This window comes from Microcystis flos-aquae FACHB-1344 (assembly GCF_014698375.1).
In the GTDB taxonomy this organism is placed as follows: Bacteria; Cyanobacteriota; Cyanobacteriia; order Cyanobacteriales; family Microcystaceae; genus Microcystis; species Microcystis aeruginosa.
This window is the reverse complement of the sequence record NZ_JACJSW010000111.1, coordinates 1-13,971: the sequence shown is the minus strand read 5'-3', so window position 1 is coordinate 13,971 and position 13,971 is coordinate 1. Positions and strand designations below refer to the sequence as shown.

Annotated in this window: 21 protein-coding genes; 20 read left to right on the top strand and 1 reads right to left on the bottom strand. The window is 47.8% G+C overall.

The annotated features are described in order from the left end of the window. Positions 1 to 26 precede the first annotated feature (26 nt). The 19 genes from rplB (at position 27) to H6G48_RS08960 (ending at position 11,658) form a co-directional block, all read left to right on the top strand. Positions 27 to 860 carry a 50S ribosomal protein L2 gene (rplB, locus tag H6G48_RS09050; protein ID WP_190721170.1) on the top strand — a complete coding sequence of 278 codons (834 nt, stop codon included), beginning with the start codon at positions 27 to 29 and terminating at the stop codon, positions 858 to 860. Positions 861 to 890: 30 nt separating this feature from the next. Next, positions 891 to 1,172, top strand: a complete 282-nt coding sequence (gene rpsS / locus H6G48_RS09045) for a 30S ribosomal protein S19 (RefSeq protein WP_002732809.1) — start codon at positions 891 to 893, stop codon at positions 1,170 to 1,172. Between the two features lie 243 nt (positions 1,173 to 1,415). Further along, positions 1,416 to 1,775 carry a 50S ribosomal protein L22 gene (gene rplV / locus H6G48_RS09040; protein WP_150978028.1) on the top strand — a complete coding sequence of 120 codons (360 nt, stop codon included), beginning with the start codon at positions 1,416 to 1,418 and terminating at the stop codon, positions 1,773 to 1,775. Positions 1,776 to 1,798: 23 nt separating this feature from the next. Next, complete coding sequence (rpsC, locus tag H6G48_RS09035; RefSeq protein WP_002796425.1) at positions 1,799 to 2,527, top strand: 30S ribosomal protein S3; 729 nt, start codon at positions 1,799 to 1,801, stop codon at positions 2,525 to 2,527. A 30-nt stretch (positions 2,528 to 2,557) separates the two neighbouring features. Beyond that, positions 2,558 to 2,977 (top strand): 50S ribosomal protein L16, encoded by a 420-nt coding sequence (gene rplP, locus H6G48_RS09030; protein ID WP_002734310.1) that lies wholly within the window; start codon positions 2,558 to 2,560, stop codon positions 2,975 to 2,977. After that, the gene (gene rpmC, locus H6G48_RS09025; RefSeq protein ID WP_012267966.1) at positions 2,977 to 3,195 is read left to right on the top strand and encodes a 50S ribosomal protein L29; all 219 of its coding nucleotides are present in this window, start codon (positions 2,977 to 2,979) and stop codon (positions 3,193 to 3,195) included. Before rplP ends, rpmC begins: the two co-directional genes overlap by 1 nt. A 6-nt stretch (positions 3,196 to 3,201) precedes the next feature. Continuing rightward, complete coding sequence (gene rpsQ / locus H6G48_RS09020; protein ID WP_002796423.1) at positions 3,202 to 3,444, top strand: 30S ribosomal protein S17; 243 nt, start codon at positions 3,202 to 3,204, stop codon at positions 3,442 to 3,444. Positions 3,445 to 3,464: 20 nt separating this feature from the next. Then, the gene (gene rplN, locus H6G48_RS09015) at positions 3,465 to 3,833 is read left to right on the top strand and encodes a 50S ribosomal protein L14 (protein ID WP_002732358.1); all 369 of its coding nucleotides are present in this window, start codon (positions 3,465 to 3,467) and stop codon (positions 3,831 to 3,833) included. A 72-nt stretch (positions 3,834 to 3,905) separates the two neighbouring features. Continuing rightward, on the top strand, positions 3,906 to 4,259 hold the full coding sequence (gene rplX / locus H6G48_RS09010) for a 50S ribosomal protein L24 (RefSeq protein ID WP_008197248.1): 354 nt from the start codon (positions 3,906 to 3,908) through the stop codon (positions 4,257 to 4,259). A gap of 54 nt (positions 4,260 to 4,313) precedes the next feature. Further along, entirely contained in the window at positions 4,314 to 4,853 is a 540-nt protein-coding gene (gene rplE / locus H6G48_RS09005) for a 50S ribosomal protein L5 (protein WP_002801925.1), read from the top strand. A gap of 229 nt (positions 4,854 to 5,082) precedes the next feature. Beyond that, the gene (gene rpsH / locus H6G48_RS09000) at positions 5,083 to 5,484 is read left to right on the top strand and encodes a 30S ribosomal protein S8 (protein ID WP_002734721.1); all 402 of its coding nucleotides are present in this window, start codon (positions 5,083 to 5,085) and stop codon (positions 5,482 to 5,484) included. Positions 5,485 to 5,588: 104 nt separating this feature from the next. After that, on the top strand, positions 5,589 to 6,158 hold the full coding sequence (rplF, locus tag H6G48_RS08995) for a 50S ribosomal protein L6 (protein WP_190721166.1): 570 nt from the start codon (positions 5,589 to 5,591) through the stop codon (positions 6,156 to 6,158). A 3-nt stretch (positions 6,159 to 6,161) separates the two neighbouring features. After that, on the top strand, positions 6,162 to 6,524 hold the full coding sequence (gene rplR / locus H6G48_RS08990; protein WP_002746610.1) for a 50S ribosomal protein L18: 363 nt from the start codon (positions 6,162 to 6,164) through the stop codon (positions 6,522 to 6,524). A 26-nt stretch (positions 6,525 to 6,550) separates the two neighbouring features. After that, the gene (rpsE, locus tag H6G48_RS08985; RefSeq protein WP_002746611.1) at positions 6,551 to 7,072 is read left to right on the top strand and encodes a 30S ribosomal protein S5; all 522 of its coding nucleotides are present in this window, start codon (positions 6,551 to 6,553) and stop codon (positions 7,070 to 7,072) included. Positions 7,073 to 7,082: 10 nt separating this feature from the next. Next, positions 7,083 to 7,526, top strand: coding sequence for a 50S ribosomal protein L15 (gene rplO, locus H6G48_RS08980; RefSeq protein WP_002796421.1), 444 nt, complete (start codon positions 7,083 to 7,085; stop codon positions 7,524 to 7,526). 254 nt (positions 7,527 to 7,780) lie between these two features. After that, on the top strand, positions 7,781 to 9,100 hold the full coding sequence (secY, locus tag H6G48_RS08975) for a preprotein translocase subunit SecY (RefSeq protein WP_190721164.1): 1,320 nt from the start codon (positions 7,781 to 7,783) through the stop codon (positions 9,098 to 9,100). 70 nt (positions 9,101 to 9,170) lie between these two features. Continuing rightward, positions 9,171 to 9,737: an adenylate kinase gene (locus H6G48_RS08970; RefSeq protein WP_190721161.1), complete on the top strand. Its 567-nt coding sequence runs from the start codon at positions 9,171 to 9,173 to the stop codon at positions 9,735 to 9,737. Between the two features lie 293 nt (positions 9,738 to 10,030). Continuing rightward, positions 10,031 to 10,333 (top strand): hypothetical protein, encoded by a 303-nt coding sequence (locus H6G48_RS08965; RefSeq protein ID WP_190721158.1) that lies wholly within the window; start codon positions 10,031 to 10,033, stop codon positions 10,331 to 10,333. A gap of 164 nt (positions 10,334 to 10,497) precedes the next feature. After that, complete coding sequence (locus H6G48_RS08960) at positions 10,498 to 11,658, top strand: 2,3-diketo-5-methylthiopentyl-1-phosphate enolase (protein ID WP_190721155.1); 1,161 nt, start codon at positions 10,498 to 10,500, stop codon at positions 11,656 to 11,658. Positions 11,659 to 11,713: 55 nt separating this feature from the next. Here the strand turns inward: H6G48_RS08960 and serS are convergent, their stop codons facing one another. Continuing rightward, positions 11,714 to 12,997: a serine--tRNA ligase gene (serS, locus tag H6G48_RS08955; RefSeq protein ID WP_190721152.1), complete on the bottom strand. Its 1,284-nt coding sequence runs from the start codon at positions 12,995 to 12,997 to the stop codon at positions 11,714 to 11,716. Positions 12,998 to 13,385: 388 nt separating this feature from the next. Between serS and H6G48_RS08950 the strand changes: the two genes are divergently transcribed. Further along, complete coding sequence (locus tag H6G48_RS08950) at positions 13,386 to 13,829, top strand: transposase (RefSeq protein WP_190721149.1); 444 nt, start codon at positions 13,386 to 13,388, stop codon at positions 13,827 to 13,829. Positions 13,830 to 13,971 lie beyond the last annotated feature (142 nt).

The following is a 13,971-nucleotide window of genomic DNA, read 5'->3' as shown; positions in this document are numbered from 1 at the left end:
GAAACCCGATAACGGAAAACTAAACTATGGGTATTCGTTCTTTTAGACCTTTAACCCCCGGGACAAGGCAGGCGGCCATCTCCGACTTTAAGGAGATCACCAAAACCGAACCGGAAAAGTCCCTAACTCATCACAAACACAGCAAACAGGGGCGTAATAATCGCGGTGTCGTTACCAGTCGTCACCGAGGCGGCGGCCATAAGCGCCTCTACCGGATTATCGATTTTCGTCGCGATAAACGGGATATTCCGGCCACAGTAGCGGCGATCGAGTACGATCCTAACCGTAACGCCCGCATTGCCCTGCTTTTCTACAAAGACGGGGAAAAACGCTACATCATCGCCCCCGCTGGTTTAGGCGTTGGTGATACCGTCATCGCCGGAGAAAACGCTCCCTTCGAGGTCGGTAATGCCCTACCCTTAAGTCGCATCCCCCTAGGGACAGAAGTTCATAACATCGAACTCGTCCCCGGTCGCGGTGGTCAAATGGTGCGGGCTGCCGGTGGTTTCGCCCAAGTGGTAGCCAAAGAAGGCGATTACGTTACCATCCGCCTCCCCTCCAAAGAAGTCCGCATGATCCGGCGTGAATGCTACGCCACCATCGGAAAAGTCGGTAACGCCGAAGCGAGAAATATCAGTCTCGGTAAAGCCGGCCGTACCCGTCACCGCGGTCAAAGACCTCATGTTCGGGGTAGCGTCATGAACCCAGTCGATCACCCGCACGGAGGTGGAGAGGGTCGCGCTCCGATCGGACGTTCCGGCCCGATGACTCCCTGGGGTAAACCCGCCCTCGGCCGCAAAACTCGCAACAAGAAAAAACGCAGTAGCGATCTCATCGTGCGCCGTCGTACCCAGGGTTAGAAATTATTACTTTACTTTTGACTGAAAATTATGGGTCGTTCACTGAAAAAGGGGCCATTTGTCGCCGGCCACCTGATGGAAAAAATCGAAAAACTCAACGCCCAGGGCAGTAAACAAGTGATTAAAACTTGGTCCCGGTCCTCGACAATCATTCCCGATATGGTCGGTCACACGATCGCCGTTCACAACGGCAAACAGCACGTTCCCGTCTACGTTTCCGAGCAGATGGTCGGTCATAAACTCGGTGAATTCGCTCCCACCCGCACCTTCCGCGGCCACGCCAAGAGCGACAAAAAAGCAGGACGGAAATAGACCGGTGGGCGGTAATCTTAAGACCGTCAAGCCCCCGGTCAGCGTTCAGATAAGCTAAACGGCGCTTAACCTGCATGATCCAATAGCTATAACCCTTTTGGAGTCTATATCGGTGATCCGAAGTAAAAGCCGTTTAGCTTAACTATGAGATGGTGGGTTACGGCGACTAGATAAATTAATAACTAAGTCTTATAAGTTGTCGTCGCCTAACCCACCCTACCTAACTGATAACTGATAACTGAAATGACCATCGATACCTCTAACGAAGTCAAAGCGATCGCCCGCTATATTCGGATGTCACCCCTGAAAGTCAGACGGGTACTCGATCAGATCCGCGGTCGCTCCTATCGGGAAGCCCTAATTATTCTCGAATTTATGCCCTACCGGGCCTGTGATCCGATTCTCAAAGTCCTGCGTTCCGCCGTTGCCAACGCCGAAAATAACGAAGGACTCGATCCCGCCACTTTGGTAGTTAGCCAAGCCTTTGCCGATGGCGGCCCGACCCTAAAACGTTTTCGACCCCGGGCCCAAGGCCGCGCCTACCAAATTCGCAAACCCACCTGTCATATCACCGTCGCCGTCGCTCCTAGCAACGAAGACTAATCACCTTAACTAAAAAAAACACAATGGGACAAAAAATCCATCCCCTCGGTTTTCGTCTCGGCGTTATCAAAGATCATAAATCTTGCTGGTATGCCGACGCAAAACGTTACCCCGAACTACTGCAAGAAGATCGCCGCATTCGTCAGTACGTCGAAAAAAACCTTGCTAATGCTGGTATCGCCGATATTCGCATCGAACGGAAGGCCGATCAAGTAGATATCTCCATCCACACCGCCCGACCAGGGGTCGTCGTCGGTCGTGGTGGCACGGGAATCGAACAGCTGCGCCTAGGTTTACAAAAAGCCCTCGGTGGCCAGCGTCAAATTCGCATTAACGTCATTGAGGTGGCTCGCGTTGATGCCGATGCCAACCTGATCGCCGAATACATCGCCCAACAACTAGAAAGACGGGTTTCCTTCCGTCGTGTAGTCCGGCAAGCCATCCAACGGGCGCAAAGGGCCGAAGTCAAAGGGATCAAAATTCAAGTTAGCGGTCGTCTCAACGGGGCGGAAATCGCTCGCACCGAATGGGTGCGGGAAGGACGAGTTCCCCTGCATACCCTGCGCGCCGATATTGATTACTCCTATAAAACCGCCAGCACCATCTACGGGATTCTAGGCGTGAAAGTTTGGATATTTAAGGGCGAAATTATCCCCGGCCAAGAAGAAATTGCCGCCGCCGTTCCCGCTCAAGCACCGCGCCGTCAACAGCGTCGCCGTCAACAGTTTGAAGATCGCTCTAGTGAGGGCTGATCCCTAATATTTATCAGTGGTAAATAGCTCATGTTAAGTCCCAAAAGAACAAAATTCCGCAAACAACAGCGCGGACGGATGCGCGGGCTGGCCACCGGCGGAAATACGATTAATTTCGGCGATTTCGCCCTGCAAGCCACCGAACCCTGTTGGATTACTTCCCGTCAAATCGAAGCGGCCAGACGGGCAATGACTCGTTATATTCGTCGGGGTGGCAAAATCTGGATCCGCGTTTTTCCCGATAAACCCGTGACCCAACGGGCTGCAGAAACTCGGATGGGTTCCGGGAAAGGTTCCCCCGAATTCTGGGTGGCCGTGGTTAAACCGGGTTTCATTATGTTTGAGATTGCTGGGGTAGCCGAACCCGTGGCCCGGGAAGCAATGCGCCTAGCCGCCCAAAAATTACCGATTAAGACCAAATTTATCACTCGCGAGGAGGATTTTGTCTAATGGCTCTACCGAAAATCGCCGAAGTGAGGAAGATGAGCGATGAGGAAATCGCCGCTGCTATCCTCGCTGCCAAAAAGAAACTGTTTGAATTGCGTTTGCAACAGGCCACCCGCCGCTTGGAAAAAACCCACGAATTCAAACACACCCGCCACCGTCTTGGCCAATTATTGACCGTAGAACGGGAGCGCCAACTAGCCCAGTCCACCCCGGAGGCATAACCCACTATGGCAGTTAAAGAAAGAGTTGGGGTAGTAGTCAGCGATAAAATGGATAAAACCGTAGTGGTAGCCATTGAAAACCGCTCTCCTCACCCTAAATACGGCAAAATCGTCGTGAAAACCCAGAAATTTAAAGCTCACGACGCAGAAAATCAAGCCAAACAAGGCGATCGAGTTCGTATTCGTGAAACCCGCCCCCTCAGTAAAACCAAACGTTGGGAAGTGGCGGAAATATTAACCGATAATTAAATTTCACCTAGGTAAAAACCGTGATTCAACAACAAACCTACTTAAATGTCGCTGACAATAGCGGGGCGCGGAAACTAATGTGTCTGCGGGTGCTGGGAACAGGTAACTGTACCTACGGTGGCATCGGTGACAAAATTATCGCCGTGGTTAAGGACGCTATCCCCAATATGCCCGTGAAAAAATCCGATGTGGTGACGGCGGTGATTGTGCGGACTCGTCAAACCGTCCGTCGCGATAGTGGCATGAGCATCCGTTTTGATGATAACGCCGCCGTGATTATTAATAATGACGGTAATCCCAAAGGTACGCGGGTTTTTGGTCCGGTCGCTCGGGAATTGCGCGATAAAAACTACACCAAAATTGTTTCCTTAGCCCCAGAAGTTCTCTGATCAAAGTGAAAAGTACCAAGGCAATTGGCTGATGGCTAGTCTAAAACTTTTCACACTTTGAGGTCAAAAAAAATGAGTAAGAAAAACAGTCAAACCCCACCCCAAAGGCAAAAAATGCACGTTAAAAAAGGGGATGTCGTTCAAGTAATCGCCGGTTCCGATAAGGGCAAAGTGGGCGAAATTTTACGCGCTTTACCCCAAGAAAGTACCGTGGTGGTCAAGGGAGTTAATATCCGCACCAAACATACTAAACCCCAACAGGAAGGAGAATCGGGTCAAATCGTTACCTACGAAGCACCGATTCACAGTTCCAAAGTCATGCTCTATTCCGAGAAGAAAAAAATCGCCAGTCGGGTGGGTTATACCTTTACCGAAGACGGTCGGAAAGTGCGGATACTGAAGAAAACTGGCGAAATTATTGATTAGTTTCCCATCAATTCTAGTTCCTGACCAAGCCCAGGAAAAGCAAGCAGCAAAACTATGAGCCAAAAACTAAAAACCACCTATCAAGAAACCATTGTTCCGAAACTGAAAGAACAATTTGGTTATACCAATATCCACCAAGTACCTAAAGTTATCAAAATTACTGTTAACCGCGGTCTTGGGGAAGCTTCACAAAACGCCAAAGCTTTGGAGTCTTCCAAGGAGGAACTGTCCACCATCACCGGACAACAACCGGTAGTGACCAGGGCCAAAAAAGCGATCGCTGGCTTCAAAATTCGCGAAGGAATGCCCGTGGGTGTCATGGTGACATTGCGCGGCGATCGAATGTACGCTTTTTTAGACCGTCTAATTAATCTGGCCTTACCACGCATTCGCGACTTTCGCGGTATCAGCGGTAACAGTTTTGATGGTCGTGGTAACTACAGTTTAGGCATTCGTGAACAGTTGATCTTCCCCGAAATTGAATACGACAAAATCGATCAAATTCGCGGGATGGACATCTCAATCATCACCACCGCTAAAACCGACGAAGAAGGACGCGCCCTCCTCAAAGAGATGGGAATGCCCTTTAGATAAATCAATCAAGAGAAAAGTAAACAGTGACCGGTAAATAAGTGAACAGTGAACAGCAAACAGTAAACAGTGAACAGTCAACAGTAAACAGTGATTCAGTGAAAAGACAGCAGGAAACTGCTATTTAATACTACTCACTTAATACTCAAATCTGATAACTGATAACTGATAACTGATAACTGATAACTGACCACTGATGTTGATCCCAATTTAGGAGAAAAACAGGTAATTCATGTCTGCTAACGATACCATCTCGGATATGCTGACCCGCATCCGTAACGCTTGCGCGGTTCGGCAGACCACTACTCAAATCCCCACCACGCGGATGACGCGCAGTATTGCTCAAGTTCTCAAAGACGAAGGCTTTATTGCTGACTTTGAGGAAGTGGGTGAGGGGATTAAATCTCAATTAGTTCTTTCCCTCAAATATAAAGGCAAAAACCGTCAACCGATCATTACTACCCTCACCAGAGTCAGTAAACCGGGCCTGCGAGTTTATTCCAACAGTAAAGACTTACCTCGCGTCCTCGGTGGCATTGGCATCGCCATTGTTTCCACCTCTAAAGGCATTATGACCGATCGCGAAGCGCGTAAACAAAACGTTGGCGGCGAAGTCCTTTGCTACATCTGGTAAACAAGGATAAGCTATCAGCCGTCAGCCTTTCCCAGTTTAAACCCGATAGCTGACCCACTGATAACTCTTCCCTGATAACTGATAACTGATAACTGATAACTGTTATGTCTCGTATTGGCAAACGCCCGATTCCTATTCCCAATAAAGTCACCGTCGATATCGATGGTGCTACCGTGACGGTGAAAGGACCCAAAGGAACTCTCCAGAGAACCCTACCCACCGCCGTCGCCATCAATAAAGATGGCGAAACTCTGCTCGTTACCCGTCAAGACGATTCCCGTACCGCCAGAGAACGCCACGGACTCTGTAGAACTCTAGTAGCCAACATGGTGGAAGGAGTCGCTACCGGCTTTCAAAAACGCCTCGATATCCAAGGGGTGGGCTACCGCGCCCAGGCCCAGGGTAGTAAATTAGTTCTTACTGTTGGTTACAGTAAACAGGTGGAAATGGAGATGCCCGATGGTGTTTCCGTCGCTGTAGAAAACAACACCCAAGTTATCGTCAGTGGCATCGACAAAGAAGCCGTCGGTAACATTGCCGCTAAAATCCGCGAAGTTCGTCCCCCCGAACCCTATAAAGGAAAAGGGATTCGCTATCTTGGTGAAGTTGTCCGTCGCAAAGTTGGTAAAGCTGGCGGTAAAGGCGCTAAAGGCGGTAAAGGAGGTAAAAAATAAACCATGAAACTTAGTCGCAAAGAATCAGTCCGTCGTCGTCACCAGCGTGTGCGTCGCAAAATTAATGGCACTGCTGAACGGCCGCGTTTATCCGTATTTCGTTCTAATAACCACATCTACGCCCAAATTATCGACGACGTAGCCCAACACACCCTCGCTGCCGCTTCTACCCTAGAGGCAACCTTGCGCGGGGAATTAGAATCCACCGCTACCCAAGAAGCCTCGGCTGCCGTGGGTAAACTGGTGGCCCAACGGGCCCTAGAAAGAGGCATCGAACAAGTGGTTTTTGATCGCGGTGGCAATCTCTATCACGGTCGCGTCAAAGCCTTAGCAGAAGCGGCTCGGTCAGCCGGCTTAAACTTCTAAAATATCCTTTCAACACTGATAAAACTATGGCAAAACGTCGCAAAGGCAACCGCGAAAAAGAAAAAGAAACCACTTGGCAAGAGCGGGTCATCCAGATCCGCCGGGTTAGTAAAGTGGTTAAGGGTGGTAAAAAACTCAGCTTCCGGGCCATCGTCGTGGTCGGTAATGAAAACGGCCAGGTGGGAGTGGGAGTCGGCAAAGCAGGGGACGTTATCGGGGCCGTCCGTAAAGGCGTGGCCGATGGCAAAAAACAACTAATTGAAGTCTCCTTAACTAAGGCTAGTTCTATCACTCACCTTACCCGGGGGGCTTCCGGTGGCGCTCAAGTGATTATGCGTCCGGCTGCTCCGGGGACTGGGGTTATTGCCGGGGGTGCTGTCCGTACCGTTTTAGAATTAGCCGGGGTGAAAAATATCCTCGCTAAACAACTCGGTAGCGATAACCCCCTCAATAACGCTAGAGCCGCCGTTAACGCCCTGGAAACTCTCCGCACTTTCTCGGAAGTGGCCAAGGATCGAGGCGTATCTGTAGAACATTTGTACACCTAAAGAAATCACCATGAAACTCCACGAAATCGCCCCCCAACCGGGGTCAACTAAACGCCGTCGTCGTGTGGGACGGGGTATCTCGGCCGGCCAGGGCGCTAGTTGCGGTCTGGGAATGCGCGGACAAAAATCTCGCTCTGGGACGGGGACTCGTCCCGGTTTTGAGGGGGGACAAATGCCCCTCTATCGTCGGGTTCCCAAATTAAAGCATTTTCCTTTGGTTAACCCTCGTCAATACACAATCGTTAATCTGAGAAAATTGGCTTCTTTACCCGCTAATACGGAAGTTACCCTGGAAAGTCTCCTAAAAGCTAAAATTCTTACCAGCAACGACGGCCCTTTAAAAGTTTTGGGTGATGGTGAAATTACCGTTCCCCTCAAGGTGAAGGCCGCCGCTTTTAGCAATAGCGCCAAAGAGAAAATTACCGCCGCTCAAGGTACTTGGGAAGAAATATGAATTTTCCAGGAGATTAGGAGACAGGAGATTAGGAGATTAGGAGATTAGGAGATTAGGAGATTAGGAGACAGGAGGCAAAAGGCCAAGGGCAGCTTTGTTCTCCCCACACCCTAACACCCCACACCCTAACACCCAATCCCCAAGACCAGATTGATATATCATAAGAAGCACAGGGGAAATCTTAAAAAAATCGAGAAAGTTTTCCCCCTCGATTACTTTTTCCCATAAAAAAACTGCACTAGAGGTAACTGTTAATGGTCGTTAGTCGTGATAAGGCTCCCACGGCACAGGAAACGTTTATGCAAATGGCACAGGCGGCTGGTTTACGCGGTCGCTTGTTGATTACATTGGGTTTACTGATTCTGCTCCGTTTTGGGATGTTTGTACCGATACCCGGTTTAGATCGGGCAAGATTAGCAGAAATTATTCAAGGTAACGCCGCTTTGGGAATCCTTGACCTATTTACTGGCGGAGGATTATCCACACTGGGGATTTTTGCCCTCGGTATTCTTCCCTATATCAACGCCTCGATTATTGTGCAATTGCTCACTGCTGCCCTTCCTTCTTTGGAAGATTTACAGAAAAATGAAGGAGAAGCAGGACGGCGAAAAATTGCCCAAATTACCCGTTATATTGCCTTTGGTTGGGCAATTATTCAAAGCATCGGTATTACTCTCGGTTTATTGGTGGCTAACGGCGTTGTGGCCGGAACTTTACCCTCGATCGCTGCTACGGTTCTCGCTTTAGTGGCGGGTTCTATGTTCGTGATGTGGATTTCGGAACTGATCACAGAACGCGGTCTGGGAAATGGAGCATCTTTGTTGATTTTTGTCAACATTGTCGCTGTTTTACCGAAAACCCTCGGTGATACGATTACTTTTGCTCAACAGGGTGGCCGACAAGCGATCGCTCAAGTGGTGATTCTCTTGCTGGTTTTCTTGGTGATGATTATCGGCATTGTTTTTGTTCAGGAAGGAACCCGTCGGATTCCGATTGTTTCTGCCCGTCGTCAGGTCGGTCGTCGTCTCTATCGGGAAAGAACCAGTTATCTACCCCTACGACTCAATCAAGGGGGCGTGATGCCGATTATTTTCGCCTCGGCAGTGTTGGTGTTACCTTTCCAATTGGTGCAAGCTTTACCCACGGATAACCCGGTCGGTCAGGTTTTAGTTCAGTTGGTTAATGCCCTGCGTCCCGATAGTTGGGGTTATGTGGCTTTTTATAGCTTACTAATTCTCGGTTTTAGTTTCTTCTACGCTTCCCTGATCGTTAACCCCAAGGATATGTCCCAAAACCTGAAAAAAATGGGGACCAGTATTCCGGGGATTCGTCCGGGGACCGCTACTACTAATTATCTGGAAGGGGTGCTGAATCGTCTCACCCTTTTGGGCGCTCTCTTTTTAAGTTTGGTGGCTACTGTGCCGACTGTAGTAGAAAGCGCCACCGGTGTCACCACTTTTCGCGGTTTGGGGGCAACTTCCCTGTTAATTCTGGTGGGGGTGGCGATCGATACGGCGAAACAAATTCAAACCTATGTCATCTCTCAACGCTATGAGGGCATGATTAAACAGTAGTTAGATAGTCAGCCAGTGACCTTTTAGCGGTTACTGGTTATTTTTTCCCTTAAAACCCTATATTTAATCCATGAGCAAACGGATCGGTGTGATATTTTTGGGACCGCCCGGATCGGGAAAAGGAACCCAAGCGGCAAAATTAGCGGAATCTCTGACGATTCCCCATATTTCTACCGGTGAAATTTTACGTCAAGCAATTACAGAGAAGACAGAACTTGGTCAGCAAGCACAAGCTTATGTGGAAAAGGGGGAATTAGTCCCCGATGAGTTGTTATTAGGTTTAATTCAGGAACGTTTAAAACAGCCTGACAGTGCTAAGGGTTGGATTCTTGATGGTTTTCCCCGCACGGTGGCACAGGCGAGCTTTTTAGACGCATTACTGGAAGAATTGGCCGATAGTTACACCTATGTGGTTAATTTGGCTGTACCAGATACGGTCTTAATTGAGCGTCTCATGCAACGCGGTCGTCAAGATGATACTAAAGAAACGATCTCCCGTCGCCTACAGGTTTATATCGACCAAACTGCCCCCGTTTTAGATTATTACGGTCAAAAAGGCACTCTTAACCATATCGACGGTAATCAACCGATGGACGCGGTTACTGCCGCTTTGACAGCAGTTGTCACTCCTGTTTAAAGTTTCCCTCAGAATCAATTCAGTTATCAGCTCCTGAAGGACGCAAAGCGCCCTAAAAAGAAAAAGAGAAACTAGGGACAAGCCCTGATATTCTAAATCTGGAAGTATCCTGAACTCAAACCGGAGTAACAATGGTGTCATCAGACCCGATTATCAGCAAAGGTTGCTAGGAAAGAGGAAAAAAGAATGGGCGAGACGAGGATTAACTCGTGAACCCGTGGTCGAGAATCAAGTAAAAAACCCTTCCTAGAACCAGGGTACTTCCCCGATCATAACTCGGAGCCAAGAAAGCCATGACCAAATCCCGAAACAAGTCTTCAAAAACCCAAAGTAGTGACCAGAAGTTAAACATCATCAATGCCAAGGCGGCGGCTTTTTATCGTCGTCTTTATCGCCGCGCTGGTGCGGCCAAGGCGATTACGGCTACGGCACATAAAATAGCGCGGATTTTTTATCGTCTGTGGACGACCAAACAATCTGATCAAGATCTGGGAGCAGATTATTACGAACAACAGTATCGTCAACGGGTCATCAACAATCTCTCGAAAAAGGCGCAATCCCTTGGCTTTCAACTGGTTGAGGCTTCCTCAGCCTGAGTTAAGTTTCTGGAGAGTTACCAGTTATCAGTGATTCAGATGTGGGTTTTCAGTTCACTGATTACTGTTCACTGTTTACTGATCACTGAAAAAAAGCTCCCCAATTCATAATTCATAATTTATAATTTATAATTTATAATTCCCACTCCCTTTTTTTACCTTTTATGACTATTATTGTCGATTATCGCTTTCCTCCCGCTATTAATGCCGAAAAACAGGCAAAAACGATCGCTATCGGTCAAACCGCTGGCACTTGGAGCGAGCGCCACGGTCATCGTCAAGAGCAGCTGCAACAACACCTAGGGGGAGTGGTGGGGATCAGGGAGGAAGCCGACGGTTATAAGGTGGCTAGGGTGCGTTTTCCGCAGATAAACGTTGAAAATGACATCGCCAGTCTTTTAACCATGATTTTCGGCAAATATTCCATGGCTGGAGCCGGAAAAGTGGTGGGGGTGTATCTCCCCGAAAGCTACGGCACGAAAGCCAAGCTGGGAATCACAGGAATTAGGCAACGTTTGGGGGTTTATGATCGACCTCTAGTCATGGCAATTTTTAAACCCGCTTTAGGACTATCGGCGCAAGATCACGCCGATATCCTGCGAGAAGTGGCTTTTGCTGGCTTAGACGTGATTAAAGATGATGAAATCATGGCGGATCTTCCCGTGGCTCCCACCCACGAGCGCCTAGATTGTTGTCGCCGGGTTTTGGAGGAAGTGCGGCAGCAAACCGGCAGAAATGTTCTCTATGCGGTCAATGTCACTGGAAAAGCGGACGAATTGCAGAGAAAAGCCCGTTTATTAGTGAAACATGGGGCTAATGCCCTGTTATTAAACGTTCTTACCTACGGTTTTTCCGTTTTAGAAGCTTTAGCCAGTGATCCAGCGATCGATGTGCCTATTTTCGCCCATCCTGCCTTTGCCGGAGCGATGTGTGCCGGTACTGATACGGGATTAGCCTATTCTGTGGTTTTGGGAACGATGATGGCCCACGCGGGAGCCGATGCGGTGCTATATCCCGCCGCCTACGGTAGTTTACCCTTCGATCCCCAGGAGGAAGGCAAAATTCGCGATATTTTGCGCGATAGAAACGTTTTTCCGGTTCCCTCGGCCGGTATTCGTCCAGGTATTGTTCCCCAGGTCCTTGGGGATTACGGACGTAATGTTATCCTCAATGCGGGAACCGGAATTATGGACCACCCATCCGGACCGGCCAGTGGTGTGAGGGCTTTTTTTGAAGCTTTAGCCAGAATAGAAGCGGGTGAGTCTTTTGATCCCGCCAATTTGCCTGAGGGAGCCTTAAAACAGGCAATTCTACAGTGGGGTTAAGCTCAATTCTTTCAAATGCACTATAAAGACATTTTGTCAAGCATTTTTAGAAAAATTAACAAATAACTTCCCGTTTTAGATAGGGTTGCAGCACTTCTGGCACTTTTACCGTCCCGTCTGCCTGTTGATAATTTTCTAGGACAGCAGCCATAGTACGACCGATCGCTAATCCCGAACCGTTGAGGGTGTGGACAAAATTAGTGCCTTTTTGCCCTTTTTCTTTAAAGCGAATATTGGCCCGTCGTGCCTGAAAGTCTCTAAAATTAGAACAACTGGAAATTTCCCGATAGGTATTAGCCGAAGGCAGCCACACTTCTAAGTCATAACATTTAGCAGCCGCAAAACCCAAGTCACCGCTACACAATTCAATCACTCGATAGGGCAACTGTAAAGCTTGCAGGATTGCCTCCGCATTAGCGACTAAACTTTCGTGTTCCTGAGCAGAAGCGTCAGGATGGACGATTTTGACCATTTCCACCTTATTAAATTGATGCAAACGGATCAAGCCCCTAGTATCTTTGCCATAGCTGCCCGCTTCTCGACGAAAACAAGGGGTATAGGCACAGTGTTTGATCGGTAATTGCTCCGATGAGAGGATTTCATCGCGATAGAGGTTAGTTACGGGTACTTCTGCCGTTGGTGCTAACCAAAGCTCATCATCTCGACATTTAAAGCTTTCTTCCGCAAATTTCGGCAGTTGTCCCGTCCCGCGCAGGGAGTCACTATTAATCAGAATTGGCGGTAAAACTTCTGTATAACCGGCGACAATATGGCGATCGAGCATAAAATTAATTAAAGCTCTTTCTAGGGCTGCCCCGAGGGCGATAAGATTGACAAAACGACTCTGGGCGATTTTTACTGCCCGTTCAAAGTCTAAAATGCCCAATTTTTCCCCAATTTCCCAGTGAGGCAAAATATTCGGGTTGGTGGGTTTATATTCTTCTCCCCAGCGTCTGACTTCGACATTTTCCCGTTCATCCTTACCGATGGGAGTGGTTTCACTGGGTAAATTGGGTAAATCTAAGATTTTTTGGTCAATGGCCGCTTTAATCTCTTTTTCCTGCGGTTCTAATTGAGCTAGTTTACTTTTAATCTCGTTTCCTTCTGTTTTCATTGCCAAGATTTCGGGACTGTTGACATCGCTGCCACTTTTCACTTTTTGTCCTACCAGTTTACCGATTTCGTTACCCCGGGCCTGTAAACTGCTGCGTTCTAACTCTAAAGCCTTCTGTTGTTGATTTAACTGGAGAATAGGGGCAATATCATAACTACCTCCCCGACTATCTAAGCGTTTCTGTACTTCCTCTGGATTTTCTCTAATTTGCTTTAGGTCTAACATGGTACGAGTCAGTAAAAAGTAAAAATTAAGTGGGGGAGTCGGAGAATCGGCAGCCCGAGGGGAAATGTTGTCAATCCCTAACCAATGCTCAATAATAACTCAAAACTTAACTAAAATATCGGTTAAAAGCCGCCGGTAAAATTAGCGGCAGCGGAAACTGGGGTATTGTAAAGTTTAAATACAAATATGGTCATATATAGTCATTCATGGTAATATGTACAGACAAAACTATCGGACTAGGCAAAAAAACAGGAATAAGTTATCGAACGGCTTGGAGGTGGTGGAAACAAGGGAATTTAACAGGCTATCAATTGCCTTCTGGTACAATTATCACAACGGATGACAACCCTTCAAAACCCGACGCTGAGTTAAAAGACAACGAATAATAATGTTAGTAGCCGAAAGACACATTATCAAGAAAGGACATCGATTTTGGGCTGAGATAGATAATTTATCTTGGCAGTCTAAAAATCTCTACAACTCAGCCAATTATTTAATCCGACAAAACTTCATGTATGGTCATGGCTATTTGACCTATAATCAGATGGCCTCTCTCATGAAAGAGACAGAACAGTATCAAGCTTTACCCGCTAAAGTTTCCCAACAAGTTTTAAGAGGATTAGACCGGAACTGGAAATCATTTTTTGCCGCTTCATCGGAGTTTAAAAGTCACCCCGATAAATTTCTAGGAAAACCCAAAATTCCTGGCTATAAGGAGCCAAAAAAAGGAAGAAATATCTTAGTTTACACGATTCAATCCCTAAGCAAAGTAGGTCTTAGGCAAGGGTTAGTCAAACTATCAGGTACTTCAATGCCTTGCCGACGAGAGTAGAGGAGCGCATAGCAGAAGTCAGAATAGTTCCTAAATGTGATTGTTATGTAATCGAGGTAATTTATGAGAAAACCGAACAGTTCTTAGCTCCTAATGAAAAGATAGCTGCGATAGATTTAGGCATAGATAATTTGATGGCTGT